General features: G+C 60.5%; 16 protein-coding genes. 12 read left to right on the top strand and 4 right to left on the bottom strand.

From position 1 onward, the window contains the following. Positions 1–75 precede the first annotated feature (75 nt). Complete coding sequence (locus BMY98_RS01285; protein ID WP_074883540.1) at positions 76–1,398, top strand: MFS transporter; 1,323 nt, start codon at positions 76–78, stop codon at positions 1,396–1,398. Positions 1,399–1,462: 64 nt separating this feature from the next. Further along, the gene (locus tag BMY98_RS01280) at positions 1,463–2,800 is read left to right on the top strand and encodes an MFS transporter (RefSeq protein ID WP_083398681.1); all 1,338 of its coding nucleotides are present in this window, start codon (positions 1,463–1,465) and stop codon (positions 2,798–2,800) included. Positions 2,801–3,004: 204 nt separating this feature from the next. Here the strand turns inward: BMY98_RS01280 and aceE are convergent, their stop codons facing one another. Next, positions 3,005–5,674: a pyruvate dehydrogenase (acetyl-transferring), homodimeric type gene (gene aceE / locus BMY98_RS01275; protein WP_074883866.1), complete on the bottom strand. Its 2,670-nt coding sequence runs from the start codon at positions 5,672–5,674 to the stop codon at positions 3,005–3,007. A gap of 128 nt (positions 5,675–5,802) precedes the next feature. Here aceE and BMY98_RS01270 point away from each other — a divergent pair, with 128 nt between their 5' ends. After that, positions 5,803–6,267 (top strand): MarR family winged helix-turn-helix transcriptional regulator, encoded by a 465-nt coding sequence (locus BMY98_RS01270; RefSeq protein WP_074883536.1) that lies wholly within the window; start codon positions 5,803–5,805, stop codon positions 6,265–6,267. On the opposite strand, the gene BMY98_RS01265 is transcribed toward BMY98_RS01270, so the two are convergent. After that, complete coding sequence (locus BMY98_RS01265; protein ID WP_074883533.1) at positions 6,252–7,322, bottom strand: transketolase-like TK C-terminal-containing protein; 1,071 nt, start codon at positions 7,320–7,322, stop codon at positions 6,252–6,254. The two genes, BMY98_RS01270 and BMY98_RS01265, sit on opposite strands and share 16 nt — an antisense overlap. Before the next feature lie 88 nt (positions 7,323–7,410). Between BMY98_RS01265 and BMY98_RS01260 the strand changes: the two genes are divergently transcribed. The 7 genes from BMY98_RS01260 to BMY98_RS01230 all read left to right on the top strand — a co-directional run bounded on the left by BMY98_RS01260 (position 7,411) and on the right by BMY98_RS01230 (position 12,540). Beyond that, positions 7,411–8,040: a glutathione S-transferase family protein gene (locus BMY98_RS01260; RefSeq protein WP_074883530.1), complete on the top strand. Its 630-nt coding sequence runs from the start codon at positions 7,411–7,413 to the stop codon at positions 8,038–8,040. A gap of 40 nt (positions 8,041–8,080) precedes the next feature. After that, on the top strand, positions 8,081–8,779 hold the full coding sequence (locus tag BMY98_RS01255) for a LuxR family transcriptional regulator (RefSeq protein ID WP_245760000.1): 699 nt from the start codon (positions 8,081–8,083) through the stop codon (positions 8,777–8,779). Positions 8,780–8,929: 150 nt separating this feature from the next. Beyond that, the gene (locus BMY98_RS01250) at positions 8,930–10,123 is read left to right on the top strand and encodes a pyridoxal phosphate-dependent aminotransferase (RefSeq protein ID WP_074883525.1); all 1,194 of its coding nucleotides are present in this window, start codon (positions 8,930–8,932) and stop codon (positions 10,121–10,123) included. Positions 10,124–10,133: 10 nt separating this feature from the next. Further along, the gene (locus BMY98_RS01245; protein WP_245759999.1) at positions 10,134–10,628 is read left to right on the top strand and encodes a DUF6190 family protein; all 495 of its coding nucleotides are present in this window, start codon (positions 10,134–10,136) and stop codon (positions 10,626–10,628) included. Further along, a complete protein-coding gene (locus BMY98_RS01240) occupies positions 10,621–11,466 on the top strand; it encodes a dihydrodipicolinate synthase family protein (RefSeq protein WP_074883517.1) in 846 nt (281 codons plus the stop codon). Before BMY98_RS01245 ends, BMY98_RS01240 begins: the two co-directional genes overlap by 8 nt. After that, on the top strand, positions 11,463–12,308 hold the full coding sequence (locus tag BMY98_RS01235; protein ID WP_074883514.1) for an iron-containing redox enzyme family protein: 846 nt from the start codon (positions 11,463–11,465) through the stop codon (positions 12,306–12,308). Before BMY98_RS01240 ends, BMY98_RS01235 begins: the two co-directional genes overlap by 4 nt. Then, positions 12,301–12,540 carry a Rieske (2Fe-2S) protein gene (locus BMY98_RS01230; protein WP_074883512.1) on the top strand — a complete coding sequence of 80 codons (240 nt, stop codon included), beginning with the start codon at positions 12,301–12,303 and terminating at the stop codon, positions 12,538–12,540. Before BMY98_RS01235 ends, BMY98_RS01230 begins: the two co-directional genes overlap by 8 nt. A 113-nt stretch (positions 12,541–12,653) precedes the next feature. Here the strand turns inward: BMY98_RS01230 and BMY98_RS26630 are convergent, their stop codons facing one another. Both BMY98_RS26630 and BMY98_RS01225 read right to left on the bottom strand, forming a co-directional pair. Then, entirely contained in the window at positions 12,654–12,815 is a 162-nt protein-coding gene (locus tag BMY98_RS26630) for a hypothetical protein (protein ID WP_108119258.1), read from the bottom strand. 202 nt (positions 12,816–13,017) lie between these two features. After that, positions 13,018–14,601, bottom strand: coding sequence for a putative bifunctional diguanylate cyclase/phosphodiesterase (locus tag BMY98_RS01225; protein ID WP_074883508.1), 1,584 nt, complete (start codon positions 14,599–14,601; stop codon positions 13,018–13,020). 300 nt (positions 14,602–14,901) lie between these two features. On the opposite strand from BMY98_RS01225, the gene BMY98_RS01220 reads away from it, so the two are divergent. Both BMY98_RS01220 and BMY98_RS01215 read left to right on the top strand, forming a co-directional pair. Then, entirely contained in the window at positions 14,902–15,450 is a 549-nt protein-coding gene (locus BMY98_RS01220) for a glutathione peroxidase (protein ID WP_074883505.1), read from the top strand. 53 nt (positions 15,451–15,503) lie between these two features. Next, positions 15,504–16,160, top strand: coding sequence for a dTMP kinase (locus tag BMY98_RS01215; RefSeq protein WP_074883502.1), 657 nt, complete (start codon positions 15,504–15,506; stop codon positions 16,158–16,160). Positions 16,161–16,180: the final 20 nt, after the last annotated feature.

Here is a 16,180-nt window from a genome sequence, read left to right as displayed (position 1 = left end):
TGATTAGCCGGAACTGACGGTCACGGACGATTGAATCCTCTCGTGAAGGCGTGTGCGTCACGCCTGGAGAAACCCATGAACAATAATAAAAAAGCATCGCTAGGCCAGATTCATCGTTATTCCTGGGTGTCGTTGCTGGTCTGTTGGTTGATCTGGATCCTCAACGCTTACGATCGCGAAATCGTCTTGCGACTGGGACCGACCATTTCCAAGCATTTCGATCTGTCAGCCGATCAGTGGGGCACGACCGCGACGGTGGTCATGCTGGCCCTTGCGGTGCTGGATATTCCCGGTTCGGTCTGGAGCGACCGCTACGGCGGCGGCTGGAAACGGGCGCGGTTTCAGGTGCCCCTGGTCCTGGGCTACACCTTCATTTCGTTTGTGTCCGGCTTCAAGTTTCTCAGCGGCCATCTCGCGTCGTTCATCGCGTTGCGGGTGGGCGTAAACCTGGGCGCTGGCTGGGGCGAACCCGTGGGCGTCAGTAACACCGCCGAGTGGTGGCCCGTCGAGCGACGTGGCTTTGCCCTTGGCGCCCACCACACCGGATACCCGATCGGCGCATTGCTGAGCGGCCTGGTTGCCAGTTTCGTGATTACCACGTTCGGTGAGGACAATTGGCGCTACGTGTTTTTCTTCGCATTTGTGGTGGCATTGCCGCTGATGATTTTCTGGTCGCGCTACTCGACAGCCGAACGCATCACGGCGCTCTACGTCGACATTGCCGCCAAAGGCATGACGGCGCCCGACAGCACGCCGTCGCCCAATATCAAAGGCCAGGCCTGGAAAATGTTCAAGGCCACAATCAGCGACCGAAACATTGCGCTGACTGCCGGCAACACGATGCTGACGCAAGTGGTGTACATGGGCGTGAACATCGTGCTGCCGGCGTACCTGTACAACATTCTTCATCTGTCGCTGGCCGAGTCGGCCGCCATGAGCGTCGTGTTTGCCCTGACCGGTATTCTCGGGCAACTGATCTGGCCGTCGCTGTCGGACATCATCGGTCGGCGCATCACGCTCATTATCTGCGGGCTATGGATGGCGGCCAGTGTGGGGGCTTTCTACTTTGCCAACACCACCACGATCATCGTCGTCGTGCAGTTGCTGTTCGGCCTGGTGGCGAACGCCGTGTGGCCAATCTACTACGCGGTGGCTTCTGACGCGGCGCAACCCTCCGCTACCTCCACTGCCAACGGCATCATCACCACGGCGATGTTTATCGGCGGTGGCGTTGCGCCGGTGCTGATGGGGATGTTGATCAGCGCGGGCGGAGGCTGGACGAGCCTGGGCGGGTACACCGTGTGCTTCTTCGTCATGGCAGGTTGTGCAGTGGGCGGTGCGGTGCTGCAAATGTTCTCCCATCGTCCGCAGGCGCTCGTCGTTCAGCCCGGGCTCTGACTGTCTCACCTGCGGCGCTCAGTGCGCCGCCCCGACCCGTACCACGAGCAAGAGGATTCGTATCATGACAATGACAAGAACGCTTGATCCCCATGCTCCTCCCCGTGACGCGGCAACGCTGAACAGGTTGCTTTTCACCAAACTCATGCCGCTGCTGATAGCGGCGTATGTGCTGAGTTTCCTGGACCGCACCAACATCGCCCTGGCCAAGCATCACCTTGACGTTGATCTGGGCATTTCGGCGGCGGCCTACGGCCTGGGGGCCGGTCTGTTTTTCCTGACGTATGCGCTGTCCGAGATACCCAGCAACCTCATCATGCACAGGGTCGGCGCGCGTTTCTGGATTGCCCGCATCATGATCACCTGGGGGCTGATTTCGGCGGCCATGGCTTTCGTCCAGGGCGAGACGTCCTTCTACCTCCTGCGCCTGCTTCTGGGTATCGCCGAGGCGGGCCTGTTCCCCGGCGTCATGCTCTACCTCACCTACTGGTTCGGGAGGGAGCAGCGTGCCCGTGCCACGGGGTATTTTCTGTTGGGTGTGTGCCTGGCCAACATCATCGGCGGCCCCTTGGGCGCAGCATTGATGCAACTGGACGGCGTATTCGGTTGGCGCGGATGGCAGTGGATGTTCATGCTTGAGGGGCTGCCGGCGGTGTTCTTTGCCTTCGTGGTCTGGAAGAAACTTCCGGATCGGCCAAGCAAGGCGCCATGGTTGAGTGCTGCCGAAGCGCAGCAGATCGAGCGCCAACTGGCGACCGAGGCAGAGGAGGGCACGGGTTACGGCGGTCATGGGCTGAAGCAGTGCCTGACGCCGCAGATTCTATTGGCGATCTTCGTTTACTTCTGCCATCAGATCACTGTGTACACCGTGATCTTTTTTCTCCCCGGCATCATCGGTAAATATGGGGAGATGAGCGCTCTTCAAATTGGCTTGCTGACGTCCCTGCCGTGGCTCGCCGCAGCGATTGGCGCCATTGCCCTGCCTAAATTTGCCAGCACCCCTCGGCGGGCGCGGCACATGCTGGTGGCAGGATTGCTGACGATGGCCCTCGGACTGGCCATTGCGTCGCTCGCCGGGCCTGTTATTAGCCTGACGGGCTTCTGCCTCTCGGCAGTGATGTTTTTCGTCGTGCAGTCGATCATCTTTCTTTATCCGGCGTCACGCCTGAAAGGGGCTGCACTGGCGGGAGGGCTGGGTTTTGTGAACAGTTGCGGACTGCTGGGCGGGTTTGTCGGGCCTTCGGTGATGGGACTGATCGAGCAAAGCACGGGCAACGCCATGAACGGGATGAAGGTGATTGCGGTGGTGCTGGTCGTGGCCGCACTTGCCGCCACGCGGTTGCGACAGGGTCAGGAACAACGCGCCGTTCAAGCGGTACCGGGCCGGCGTCAGCGAGCATGATCTTGTCTCTCGCTCTCTGAATCACGGGCATGAGCAGACTGGCCCCTGTCCGGTTCAAACCGCAGAAAGAACCCGCAGGCACCGACCGCGCCGAGGGTTTCAAGAGGCGGTGGCGGGCTTTATCCCTGATCCAGAACAACGGGCTGAAAACACAAACGCAGAGACAGGCCAAACGCCTGTCTCTGCGTCATGCTCAGGGCCGAATCAGACCGTGATCGGGTCGACCTTCTCGACGTCAATCTGCATCTCGGCCAGCGCGCTGGCGACAACCTGGCGGTCAATCACCCCTTCATCGGCCAAGGCCTTCAGGGCAGCCAGTACGACAAACTGACGGTCCACTTCGAAGTGCCGGCGCAGCGCTTCGCGAGTGTCCGACTGGCCGAATCCATCGGTGCCCAGTGCGACGAAGCGGCGATTGCCAATCCAGGGACGGATCTGGTCGGCGTGGATTTTCATGTAATCCGTTGCGACCACGACCGGGCCAGGATGCCCTCCGAGCACCTCGCTCAGATACGGCACTTTCGGCTCCTCAAGCGGATGCAGCAGGTTCCAGCGCTCGATCTGCTGCGCCTCGCGGCGGACCTCGGTAAGGCTGGTGGCGCTCCAGACGTCGCTGCTGACTTGATATTCGCTGGCAAGAATCTCCGCCGCAGCGATGACTTCCGGAAGGATCGAGCCACTGCCCATCAGTTGAACGTGGCGATCAGACTGCCTTTCGCGTTCGATCGGCAGTCGATACAGGCCCTTGAGAATGCCTTGCTCGGCGCCTTCGGGCAGCTCGGGGTGCGGGTAGTTCTCGTTGAGCAGGGTGATGTAGTAGTAAATGTCCTCCTGATCGACGTACATCCGACGCATGCCGTCGTGGACGATGACCGCCAGCTCGTAGGCATAGGTCGGGTCGTAGGACACGCAGCACGGCACGGTGGCCGACATCACGTGGCTGTGGCCATCGTCATGCTGCAGGCCTTCCCCCATCAGGGTGGTACGGCCAGAAGTCGCGCCCAGCAAAAAGCCCCGGGCCCGTGCGTCGCCTGCTGCCCAGAGCAAATCGCCGACGCGCTGGAAGCCGAACATCGAATAGAAGATGTAGAACGGCAGGGTCATCACGCCATGGTTGGCGTAGGAGGTACTTGCCGCGATCCAGGATGACGTCGCCCCGGACTCATTCAGGCCTTCCTGCATGATTTGCCCGTCAACGCTTTCCTTGTAGTAGGACAGCGTGCCGGCATCCTGCGGCGTGTAGAGCTGGCCGACGTGGGAATGAATGCCGATCTGGCGGAACAGGTTTTCCATGCCGAAGGTGCGCGACTCGTCAGGCACGATAGGGACGATCAGCTTGCCGATGTTCGGGTCTTTCAACAGCGTGGCAAGGATGCGCACGAAGGCCATGGTGGTGGAGATCGATCGATCACCCGTGCTTTTCAGCTGCACCTCGAGCGCCGACAACGGCGGGATCTGCAACGGCTCGACCTGGGCGTGCCGGGCGGGGATCTGGCCTCCGAGGCTTGTGCGGCGCGCCTTGAGATAGCGGGCTTCGACGCTGTCTTCGGCGGGACGCAGGTAGGGCATTTCCCCCAACTGATCATCGGCCAACTCCAGCCCGAAGCGGTCGCGGAATGCCTTGACCGCATCGCCACCCATCTTCTTGAGCTGGTGGTTGATGTTCTGGCCTTCGCCAGCCTCACCCATGCCAAAACCCTTAACGGTTTTCGCCAGGATCACCGTGGGCCGTCCGGTCTTGCGGGACGCCGCAGCGTAGGCGTTGTAGACCTTGACCGGGTCGTGGCCACCGCGGGTCAGCTTCCAGATCTGGTCGTCGGTCATGTCGCTGACCAGCTCCAGCAATTCCGGATATTTGCCGAAGAAGTGCTCGCGCACGTAAGCGCCGTCCTGGGATTTGTAGGTCTGGTACTCGCCGTCGACGCATTCCATCATGCGCTGACGCAGCAGGCCGGACTTGTCTTTGGCCAACAGTTCGTCCCAACCACCGCCCCAGATCACCTTGATCACGTTCCAGCCGGCTGCCCGGTACAGGCTTTCGAATTCCTGGATGACTTTGCTGTTCCCGCGCACCGGCCCGTCGAGACGTTGCAGGTTGCAGTTGACGACGAAAATGATGTTGTCGAGCTTCTCGCGCCCGGCAAGGGAAATGGCGGCCAGGGATTCCGGCTGGTCCATTTCGCCGTCGCCCAGGAACGCCCAGACCTTGCGGCCCTGATGCTCCTTGAGGCCACGGTTTTCCAGATAACGCATAAAGCGCGCCTGGTAAGCCGCCGTGATCGGGCCCAGTCCCATGGACACCGTCGGGAATTGCCAGAAATCGGGCATCAGGCGGGGGTGAGGGTAGGACGACACACCGTCGCGATCGGTTTCCCGGCGGAAGTTATCCAGTTGCGCTTCGGTGAGACGGCCCTCGGTGTAAGCCCGGCCGTATATGCCCGGCGCCGAGTGACCCTGGATGTACACCAGATCGCCGGCGAAGGTGTCTGTCCGGCCGCGGAAAAAATGGTCGAAACCCACGTCGTAGAGAACTGCCGCCGAGGCATACGTGGCGATGTGGCCACCGACGCCTGAATGTTTCCCGGCCCGCAGGACCATGGTCAGGGCGTTCCAGCGGATGAAGGCGTTGAGGCGTTTTTCGATGCCAAGGTCGCCCGGATAAGGCAGCTCGCGCTCGGGGGGAATGGTGTTCACGTACGGGGTGGTGACGCGTCCGTGGAAGTCACCGTGGACGGAAACGTCGAAATCGAGCAGTTGGTCGATCAGGAAGTGGGCCCTGGGGCGGCCTTCTGCCTCGACGACCGATGCAATGGAGTCAATCCATTCGCGGGTTTCTTGTGGATCCTCGTCGCGAAGCAGGTAGCTCTGTTCCATCATTACATCTCCTGAAAATGGCATCAGCGAGTCGTTGTTCAACCCGCTCATCGTTGCAATTGCAATTGAATCTAGCGTCATTGCCGCTATGATTGCAACTGCAATCAACCCTAGGATTTGGAGATACCATGGCCACCCCATCGCCAGACCTCTGGTACAACTTCATTCGGGCGCATCGCTGTCTGATCAAGGAAATCGAGCGGCGACTGGCCGAAGAACAGCTGCCGCCGTACGACTGGTACGACGCACTCTGGGGTATCGAAAGCGGGCAGGACGGCGCCCGTAGAATGCACGAGCTCGCTGACGTCATGGCCATTGAACGCTACAACCTTACGCGGCTGGTTGACCGCCTGGAGAAGGAGGGGCTGGTCACCCGGGAGAAGTCCCTCGACGACGGGCGCGGCGCCATCGCCCGGATTACCGACGCCGGGCGGGGGCTGCGCAAGCAGATCTGGCAGGTCTACAAGCAGGCCGTCGAAGAACTGTTTCTGGTGGAGTTCGACGAGGATCAGAAGCGCCTGTTTGCGGACGCGCTCGAAAATGCCAGCCGCAACGCCCGCCAGTCCCGCAAAACCTCTCAGACCAGCCGGTAGCGGTTCAGCGCCTGGCTGACCATCGAGGTGCTGATCTGCTCAAGGTTCGCCAGTTCGCGCAAGGCCGTCATCGCGATCCAGTGGCGGTCCAGGCGTTGATGGGGTTCCAGGCTATCGGCGCCGAGCGCGGCGAACGGCCCCCGGACATGCGCCGCCAGTTGTGCTGCGACGAACTCTGCATACCCGGTGACGGCGACCACCGGGGTCTGCGAATTGCCGAGGCAGTCGTGCAGATGACTGGACCTCGGGGCCTTGCCGCGCAACAGGCGTTTGTGTCGGGACTGGCGCTCAGCGCCCCGCGCCAGCTTGGTGTAACTGGGGCAGCTCCACACTTCGGCGGCGATGCCCCAATCATCGTGGAGGATCCTGGCGGCAGCTTGCACCTCCCGCAGCATCAGTCCCGCGCCCAGTAACCGGATATGCGGCGCGCCCGGGGGCTGCGGGTTCAACCGGTACATTCCCAGAAACGCCTGGGCAGGGTCACACACCAGCCCGTCGCCGGTTTCATCGTGCAGCGTCATGTAGCAGAAACCGGGCGATCCTTGCACATAGAGTTCATCGAGTGCACCGGCGAGAATGGCCCGGGCCTCATCGCCCGTGGCGGGGTCAAAAGGGATGCAGTGCCGGTTTGAGGCCAGCCACAGCGGCAACCAGGGGTGAGCACCTTTTGCCCATCGCGAGGGTGTCGACTCGATGTCGTTGAGGATGATGCCCCGTTGCCCGGTCTGGGACGTGAGCATCGAGAGGTGCGCGGAAGTGGCTGACTGGGTCATGTAGAACAGCGGCCGCTCATCGTTGCGCGCCGGCTCGCTGAACCGCAGCGGCCATGTACTGATCGCAGTGCCGGTGGAAAGCTCGGACGCACGGTCGTTGATCTTCCAGAATTGCCCGCGGCTGCGCGGATCGCTCTCCAGGCGCTTGATCAGATCGACAACGGTAAAGAGGGGAGAACTCTGAGTGACCGCCTCGGTAAGGTGGCTCTGATCAATGCATTCGATGCATGCCCGGGCCGCGGATCCGGTCTTGGCGGTGTGCTGTAAACGAAGGCTATCCATGAAGATGAAACTCCTGTGACTGTCTTGCGGGTTGCTAAAGGAATAATGCAGACTCATTGCAAATGCAACCACAAGGACGGAACCTTCGATGAACACTGCCTCGCTGCACCTCTACACGGCCGATACCCCCAACGGCCAGAAAATCCCCATCGCCCTTGAAGAACTCGGTCTCGATTACACCCTGACCCACGTCGACCTCAACAAGGGCGAGCAGAAAGCCCCTGACTTCGTTGCGCTCAATCCAAACGGAAAAATCCCGGTCCTGATTGATCGCGGTAGCGGCGTGACGCTGTTTGAGTCGGCGGTGATTCTCACTTATCTGGCTGATCAGCACGACTCACTCGGGGGCCAGGGCCGGGACGAAAAGCTGCGCGTCCAGCAATGGCTGAGTTTCCAGATCGCAAGCGTGGGGCCGATGCTCGGCCAGCTCTGGTGGTTCCGCCATGCCAGCAGCATCGCAAACGATCAGGCGCTGGATCGCTACCGTAACGAGTCGCTGCGGCTTTACGAGGTGGTGAACGGCCAACTTGCCAATCGCGAGTACATCGCCGGCGGCTGCTACACCATCGCCGACATCGCGCTGTTTACCTGGCTGCGGACCTACGAAGAACTGAACCTGGATATCTCGCCCTTTGCGGCGGTGCGCACGTGGTTGCAGAGTATCGAGCAGCGACCGGCCGTCAAGCGAGGGCTGGCAACATCCCGCCAGGAAACCTGAACCCCACCCGCCTGATGCCCATAAAAAGAAGATGCTGATCATGCATTTCAACGCTCCGCTTCTCGTCAGGCCGGGCCAGGATCCTAACCTGGCCACTCTGATCGAGCATTTGCCCTGCGAAATCGACTGCCCCTTCACCTATGCCACGATCGACAAACGCACCTTTGGCCTGTCGAACTTCCTGTCGAGCTTCCCCATTGCCTGGCAGCGCAAGTACTGCAGCGAGGCGCTGCACCGGTTCGACCCGATCATTTTCCACGGTGTGCAAAGAGTCGCGCCTTTCCACTGGAACGAGGCCTACCGGCGCAACCCGGTGCAGGGGCAGGGCGCATTCGAGCAGCTCACCCGGGAGTTCTCGATGCAGGACGGCTACACCTTCGTCGTCCACGACCCGCAACAACGCATGGGGCTGTTGAGTCTGTTCAACCGCGAGCAGAACCCGCACTTCCATCACCAGATCCAGCACATCAAAGGGACACTGCAGCTGGCGTTGGTGGCGTTCCACAGCGGCATGAATCCGGACTCGATGGCGCAGGACACCGCAGAGCCGCCACTCACGGTCCGCGAGCACGCGATTCTCGGCTGGGTGTCGCTCGGCAAGTCCTACAGCGAGATCGCCTGCATCTGTGATATCCGCGTGCGCACGGTCAAGTTCCACATGGCCAACATCGTGCGCAAGCTCCAGGTTGACACCGCCAAGCAAGCGGTCTTCGCGGCTGCACGGCTGGGCATCGCTTGAGTAAACGCCCGCTGCGCCTTTTGCACAGGCGCTGCGGGCAAATCTGCGGGAGGAACGGGTCCTGTACCTAGGTACAGTTTCGGGGCGAAAAAGAAAACAGAATCATTGTGGGGCAACCTCGATAACAACCCACAATGAGAGGGATTCCTCATGACGTTCTCTGCCCAGCCCGTCAGTACGCTTGAAGCACGTGTCCTGGAAGACATTACTCAGCATGAAATTTCTGCTCTGAAAACCCGGCACAATCTTGCCGACGCCCATACCCACCAAAACCAGAGCTGCACCCAGGCCGAAATCGTCCGAAAGCTGCCCCAGCTGTGGCAACGCGCGCAGACGCTGACCCAATACGAGAGCGAGCAAGCGTTCATCAAGGCGTTCTACCAGTTTCACGGTCAGCACCACGCGCTGCAGCGCAGCGATGAGATCTACCTGGTGTACGCCGCCTCCGTCGCGATGCACATCACGGCCACCTTCCTGCGCAAGCACGACATGAGCGTCGCGCTGATCGAGCCGTGCTTCGACAATCTTCACGATTTGCTCAAGCACATGGAAGTGCCGATGACGCCGCTGCCGGAAGCCATTCTTGCCGATCCCACGCAGGTCTACCGCCTGCTGCAGGAAACCGCATCGGCGGTTGACGCGATTTTCCTGGTGGACCCGAACAACCCGACTGGCACGTCCATGTTCGCCGAGGGCCCGGAAACCTTTATCGAAGTCGCGAAATACTGCCGCGATCACGACAAGATCCTGATTCTGGACTTCTGCTTCGCCTCCTTTCTGAAGGTGGCTGGCGGTCAACGTGTCGATGCCTACGCGATTCTCGACGAAATCGGCACCGACTACCTGGTGATGGAGGACACGGGCAAAACCTGGCCACTGCAAGACACCAAGTGCGCCACCTTGATGAGCAGCCGTCGGCTGAACCCCGAGATCTACAGCATCGTGACCAGCGTGCTGCTCAACGTCTCGCCCTTCATTCTTCAGGTCGTCACCGAATACATCAACGACAGCGAGGCCGATGGCTTTGCCTCGGTTCGCGACGTGCTGCAGACCAACCGAAGGGTGGCACGGGAATACCTTGATGGCACGATGCTGCGTTACGTCGAGCCGGCCATTGAGACCAGCGTTGCGTGGTTTGAAATCCAGCGCGATGACCTCTCGGGCGATGACCTGCAAGCCTACCTGCTGACCCATCAGGCCTACGTTCTTCCCGGTCGCTATTTCTTCTGGAGCCATCCGGAGCAGGGCCGCTCTTTCGTGCGCCTGGCCCTGGCCCGTGACCCTGACGCTTTTGAAGGGGCCCTGCAGGTTATTCGCCAGGCGCTGGAGGCTTACGATGTTTAAGGAGGCGCCGATGATCGATGCGACCGTGTTCATGGGCATGCACCATCAAAACCAAGGCATTCGCGACAGCTCGCTGGCGTTCTTCACCCAGCGATATCACAGCGAAGTGCGCATGAGCTTCAGCCAGATTGGCGTCTGCGATGCAATCATCTGGAAGAAAGCCCGCGAGCTTCAGGACGTTTACTACCCGTTCATGGATGTGCTGCATTCCGACATGAACATCCAGCGAGCAGGGTATAGCAACGCGGCGCTGACCCGGGCGGCCAACAGTGCGGCCTTGTCCGGGCTGTCTGCCGAAAAGCGCCTGCAAGCGGCGCAGGTCCTTGAGGCCAATTGCCTGTTTTACACCCATGACCGCGATTACCAGAACTGCCCGGCGCTGAAACCGCACCTGGCTTCATTCGAGGCAGAGCACACTGGCCATACGTTTCCGGAGGGTTTGCATCGGCTGTATCGCGCGTCCCTTGAGCTGATCATTACCGAGGAGGATTACCGGCATGTCTAAACGTCAGGTGCTGGTCCCGCTGGTGACGCCGCTCGACGCACACGCGAACGTCTGCCGTCACAGCGTGCAGCAGCTCGTCCGTGCCTGCGGGCCGCTGGTTGACGGATTTATCCCGTGTCTGACCTCCGGCGAAGGCTGGAATCTTTCGGTTGCGCAGTGGACCGACATGCTCAGGTACACCCTGGAGTTTGCCGGTCACACCCACCGCGTAGTGGTCGGTATCGAGCTTCCCACCACTGAGGAGGTGATTGAACGGGCCGAACTCGCGGGGGAGCTTGGCGCCAGGGAAATCATCGTGACGTCACCCTTTGCCGAAGGCATCAGTCAGGAGCACATTCTGGCCCACTACCAGGCCATTCACAGCCGCGCGCCGCTGGACCTGCTGATCTACAACGAGTCGGCGCTGTCGGGTAACGAAAAGAGCTTCGACACGTTGCTGGAGATTGCACGGCTGGAGCGCGTAACAGGCCTCAAGGACTCGCCGAGCCAGGCGCGCACCCAGGCGCAGATCGCGCGGATTCGGCAGGAGGGCGTGGACTACTTCATCGGCTGGGAACACGACCTGGCCGGCGAACTGCTCAGCGATGGAAACATTGTCTCCCTGGCCAACCTCGAACCGGCCCTGTGCCGGGTGGCCTGCCTGGGGCCGCAGCCTGAAGTCGCGGCCATCGTGGCCCGGCTGAATGAAACATTCTGCCTGGACGAGGATGACTGGTACGCACACGTAAAGCGCGAACTGGCGGCCCGCGGTGTCTTGCGCTCGTCGCTTACGACTCAGGAGCAGGGCGCACACGAGCACGCCGCACTTGAGCACTTCAGTCGGGAGTACGCCAGATGATCGCTTCCCACAAATCGCTGTTTCGCGCCAACCGGGCGCTCATCGAACAGCTTCAGCCGATCCCCGCCGAGCTGCTGCACTTCGAGCAGCAATGGCTTGACGCGGCGATCCGCGACAGCATGACCGAGCATCAGCCCACCGACCTGAACGAATTACGCGCCATGCTCGCGGCGCTGGTAGAGCAGGACAAGGCAGAGGAACCCGAGACGGCGCGCTACGTGGCCGAACACATGACCCTGGACGAATTCAAGATCCTCGTGCAGGAGTTCGCCCTCGACGGCCTTACCGAAGCCCAAGTGTTTTATCACCTCATGCCGCGTCTGAGCCTTGAAGCCCAGATGCCCATGCTGCGGATGATGATCGACGAGTTCGGTTCGGGGAACATCAGGCGTTCGCACACCACGCTCTATAAGGTGCTGCTGGATGAACTGGGCATGCCGACGGATCTGGAAAGCAATATCCAGGCGAACGCCGAGGCCGGCTGCTCGTTTCCCAACATGTTCTGCTGGTTGACCATGCGCGCCCATGATCCGTCGTATTTCGCGGGAGTGATCACCTACTTCGAGACCGTGGTGCCGTTTTTCTTCGGTTGCTATACGACGCTGTGCGACAGGCTCGGGATAAAAGCCCACACCTATTACAGCGAACACGTGCACATTGACGTCTTCCACGCGCTGGAAGGTCAACGGCTGCTGAAGGCGATGGACAATGACCGGCAGTTGAATCACGCCAACGCGTGGAAGGGAATCTGCATGGGGCGGTTGATCACCAACCACGCATTCGATCAGGCGGTGTATAAGGCTCAAGGGAGCAAGGTCGGTGAGGGGGTCGCCCATGCTTGATGAAGGTGACGTAGCACTCAGGCCCGCAACCTTCGTGATTCAGGCCGGGCAGGACCGATACGAAGTGCCGAGTCTGTGCCCGCACCGTGAGGGCTGGCTGGAGCACGGTACCGTCAATCACAGCCGGCGGACCATCACCTGTCCGCTGCATTTCTCGGTGTTCAGTCTGGAAACGGGCGAGCAACTGGGCGGGCCTGCATGCGGTGGGCTGGTGTGCCGTAAATTGACGTGAATGTCAGGGGAAACCCTGCACGGTCGTGCGGGTGTCATAGCTGTGGATAGAGCGGCTGCTGACGTCAGTCAGCGCCGCTAAACCGCGATCTCAAGCCTGTTTCAACGCCTGATTCACGCCTGTTCGTCTTGCTCGGTCGCATCATCGTCGTGCTTGAGCGCAGGCTTCATGCCTGGCTGCGGCGCGTGCACGGCATCCGGCGCGACTTCTTCGCCGTGGTTCTTCTTCTCTTGCTGCACTTTTTTGTCGTGGGCGACGTTACGTGGATCGGTCATGGCAATTCCTTGATCTGGCAGATGATTCGAGTGCCCGCCGACGCAACACGTTGGTCGTGAGTGTGGGGGCAAGCTTTGGAGTCAGCGCCGGGTTCAGCGTTCAGTGCATTTCATACCGCGATGGCTGACCCGCCATGACAGCCTCGCGAAGGCCGTGAAGCAGGCGCCGAACAATGTTCGCAGCGCCACGGCCCGCGAACCATCAGCCTGCCTGCTGCGCAAACGACGAATGGGTGTAGCAGAACAGGCTGGACGCCGGCTTCGGACGGCCATACAGGTAGCCCTGGGCGTAATTGCATCCACTGTTGGCCAGCCAGGACGGGAGATGGGGCAGGTGACATTCCTCGACGCCTTCAGCCGTCACTTGCATCTTCAGGCTGCGCGCCATGCCCAGAATCGCCTCGACCATGGGCAGGTGATCGGTCTGTCCCGGCTCAAAGAACGACCGGTCTATTTTGATCTTGTCGATGGACAGGCGGGTCAGGTGATACAGGCTTGAGTAACCGATGCCGAAGTCATCCAGCGCCACCGTGATGCCGTGCTCGTGCAATTTCCTCAGGTTTTGCCGCGCCACGTCCAGATTGCCGACGAGGGCCTCCTCGGTGATTTCAACTTCGAAGCGATGAAACGCGAATTGCTCTTGCCGCAGTTGCTCCAGCAACTGATCGGGAAACAGCACGTCGGTCACCATGCCGGCGCTGACGTTCATGGACAAGCGCAGGCGATCGTCCCAGCGATTGGCGGCACGACAGGCCTGCTTGATCAGCGACCGGGTCATGGCGGGGATCAATCCCAGGCGCCCAAGCACCGGAATAAAGTCCGCCGGCGTCGCGGTGCTGCCGTCGGGCCTGAGCCAGCGTGCGAGGACTTCGAAGCCCACAACCTCCTGAGAAGGCAGCGCCACGATCGGCTGAAAGTAGGGCACGATTTCGTCTGCTTCAACCGCCCGTTTCAGTGCCAGTTCAAGGTCGGCCTGGGCCCGGCGTTGCTTTTCGTAGTCCTTGTCATAAAAATTGTAGGTCGAACGCCCGTCTTCCTTGCCCCGGTACATTGCGGTGTCGGCACAGTGCAGCAATGCCGAAGCATCTTGAGCGTCTGTCCATGACCGTGCGATGCCAATGGTGGCGCCCAACGCCGAAGGCTCGACGGCGCCGGACAATGGCGCACTGAGCTGAAACACTGCCGCCTCGGCGATCTGGCACAGCTCGGTCTGGTGTTTGAAATTGAGGAACAGCAGGCAAAACTCATCACCACCCAGACGCGCCGCAATGCCTCCGTTGTCGTCGGCAATGGCCTCGAGCCTGCGCGCGATCTCCACCAGCACAATGTCGCCGGCGGCGTGGCCGTGCTGATCATTGACTGCCTTGAAGTGGTCCAGATCGATCAGCATGACCGCTGCTGGACGCCTCAAGCCCAACTGGTTTCTAATCATTTCCATCAAAATGCGTCGGTTGATCAAACCGCTCAGCGAGTCATAAGTGGCCAGGGATTCAGTCTGCGCCTGAGCCTGCTTCAGTCGACGGTAGCTCAATCGCGTGTTGGCGATCAGACGTTTGAGAAGAATGGTGGGGATGATCAGCGAAATAAGCGAAAATCCCGTGACGGTCATGACGAACCGCCATCTTTCGGCGTCTTCAAAGTCCGCGTCATAGGGCAGGGCGAGCCAGTGCATCACCCAGGCTTCGAGCCTGAATTCCCACACGATGGAAAGTCCAATCACGGTGGACAGCGTGATTATCAGCAGTACAGGCAGGCGACAAGGGTTGCGGCGGTGCAGGTCATTCATGTCAGGCCTCACTGGGCCAGAAAAGTGATTGTGATGTCAGACTGCCATCTTCTCATATAGGTTCGTACCGTTGATCGAAGAATCTTGCCTGGACGCCGAACGGTCTTCTGCGCGTAATCAAAAAAGGGTAAGGGTCGCACTGTGATCATCCCTGGGGTGCCACTGCCTTGGGACTAAAGCGGAAATCATGACTGAATCATTGGCCGCATGCTTTAAGGTGTCCCTGCAGTCCGCCCACTGATGGTCCATCACAGACACCTCATCCCGGCGATAGCCAACCCGGTAAAAAAGGAGCCACACATGACCGATTCTCTGTACGACATTCCCCTCAAGCAAATCGATGGCACGCCAACCAGCCTGGGCCAGTACAAGGGCAAAGTGCTGCTGGTGGTGAACGTGGCCTCCAAATGCGGGCTGACGCCGCAATACGAAGGGCTTGAAAGCCTTTACCAGGGCAAGAAGGAAGCCGGACTTGAAGTGCTGGGCTTTCCGGCCAATAACTTCAAAGAGCAGGAGCCGGGCAGCGACAGTGACATCCAGTCGTTTTGCTCGACCACCTATGACGTGCACTTCCCGCTGTTCTCGAAAATCTCGGTCGCCGGCGACGACACCCACGCGCTCTACCGCGAACTGACTGCCGCCCAGCCCGCTGCCACAGGCGACGGACCGTTCCGTGAACGCCTCAAGGGCTACGGCATCGAAAGCGGCGCGGGCACTGACGTGCTGTGGAATTTCGAGAAATTCCTGATCGGGCGAGACGGCAAGGTGATTGGTCGCTTTGCGCCAGATGTGACCGCCGACGATCCACGCCTGATTGCGGCCATCGACGAAGCCCTGAGCGCCGCCTGAGCGCCTGAGCGGGCAGGGCAAACAAGGCTGTCTATCGAATTGTTGTGTGAAGCATGAACCCTGCGCTTTTTGTATCTCTGGATGGGCCCAAGGGCGTCGGGAAAACCACGCTGCTGGAGGCCGTCACGAAATCGCTGAGGGCCGATGGCAAGAAGGTGATCCGGCTAAGCGAGAGCAAAAGTGATCCCCACCGGGGTGAAATAATGGCCCTCGTCAACCAACTCGCCAGGCATCCCAACCGCGATCTGGAGTTTGAGGTGTGTGAGCGCCTCGCCGACAGCCGTGCCTGGATCTCCCGGCACGTCCTGACCAAGCAGCCCGCCGACAGCATCATCCTGATCGATCGCTGGTACCCGTCGGACGCCGCGTTTCGCCGGCTCGTCCCGTTTGCCGAGATCCTGCAGTTGAACATTGACAGGAACGTGCGCGTGCCGGACCTCCATGTCGGGGTTGTCACTGCGGCCGAAATTTCATGGGGGCGGGCAGCGGCACGCCGGCGTGGCTTGAGCAGTACGGTGGTGCATACGCTGGAAGAACACGCCGCTTGTACCGAGGCGTTCGAGCGGGCGGTTTCAGCTAACGGGTGGGTTTTGTGTCGCAATGAAGGGCGGCTGGAAGACGCGACGGTGCAGGTGGTTTCCGAGGTATGCAACGCGCAAGCCACTAGAGGCTTTCGCTGCCCCGAGGGGGGAAGCTTGGATCTCTATTGATTGTTTAACGAAGGCGAGGT

The organism is Pseudomonas graminis, assembly GCF_900111735.1.
Lineage (GTDB): Bacteria > Pseudomonadota > Gammaproteobacteria > Pseudomonadales > Pseudomonadaceae > Aquipseudomonas > Aquipseudomonas graminis.
This window is presented reverse-complemented; position numbering and strand designations above follow the sequence as displayed.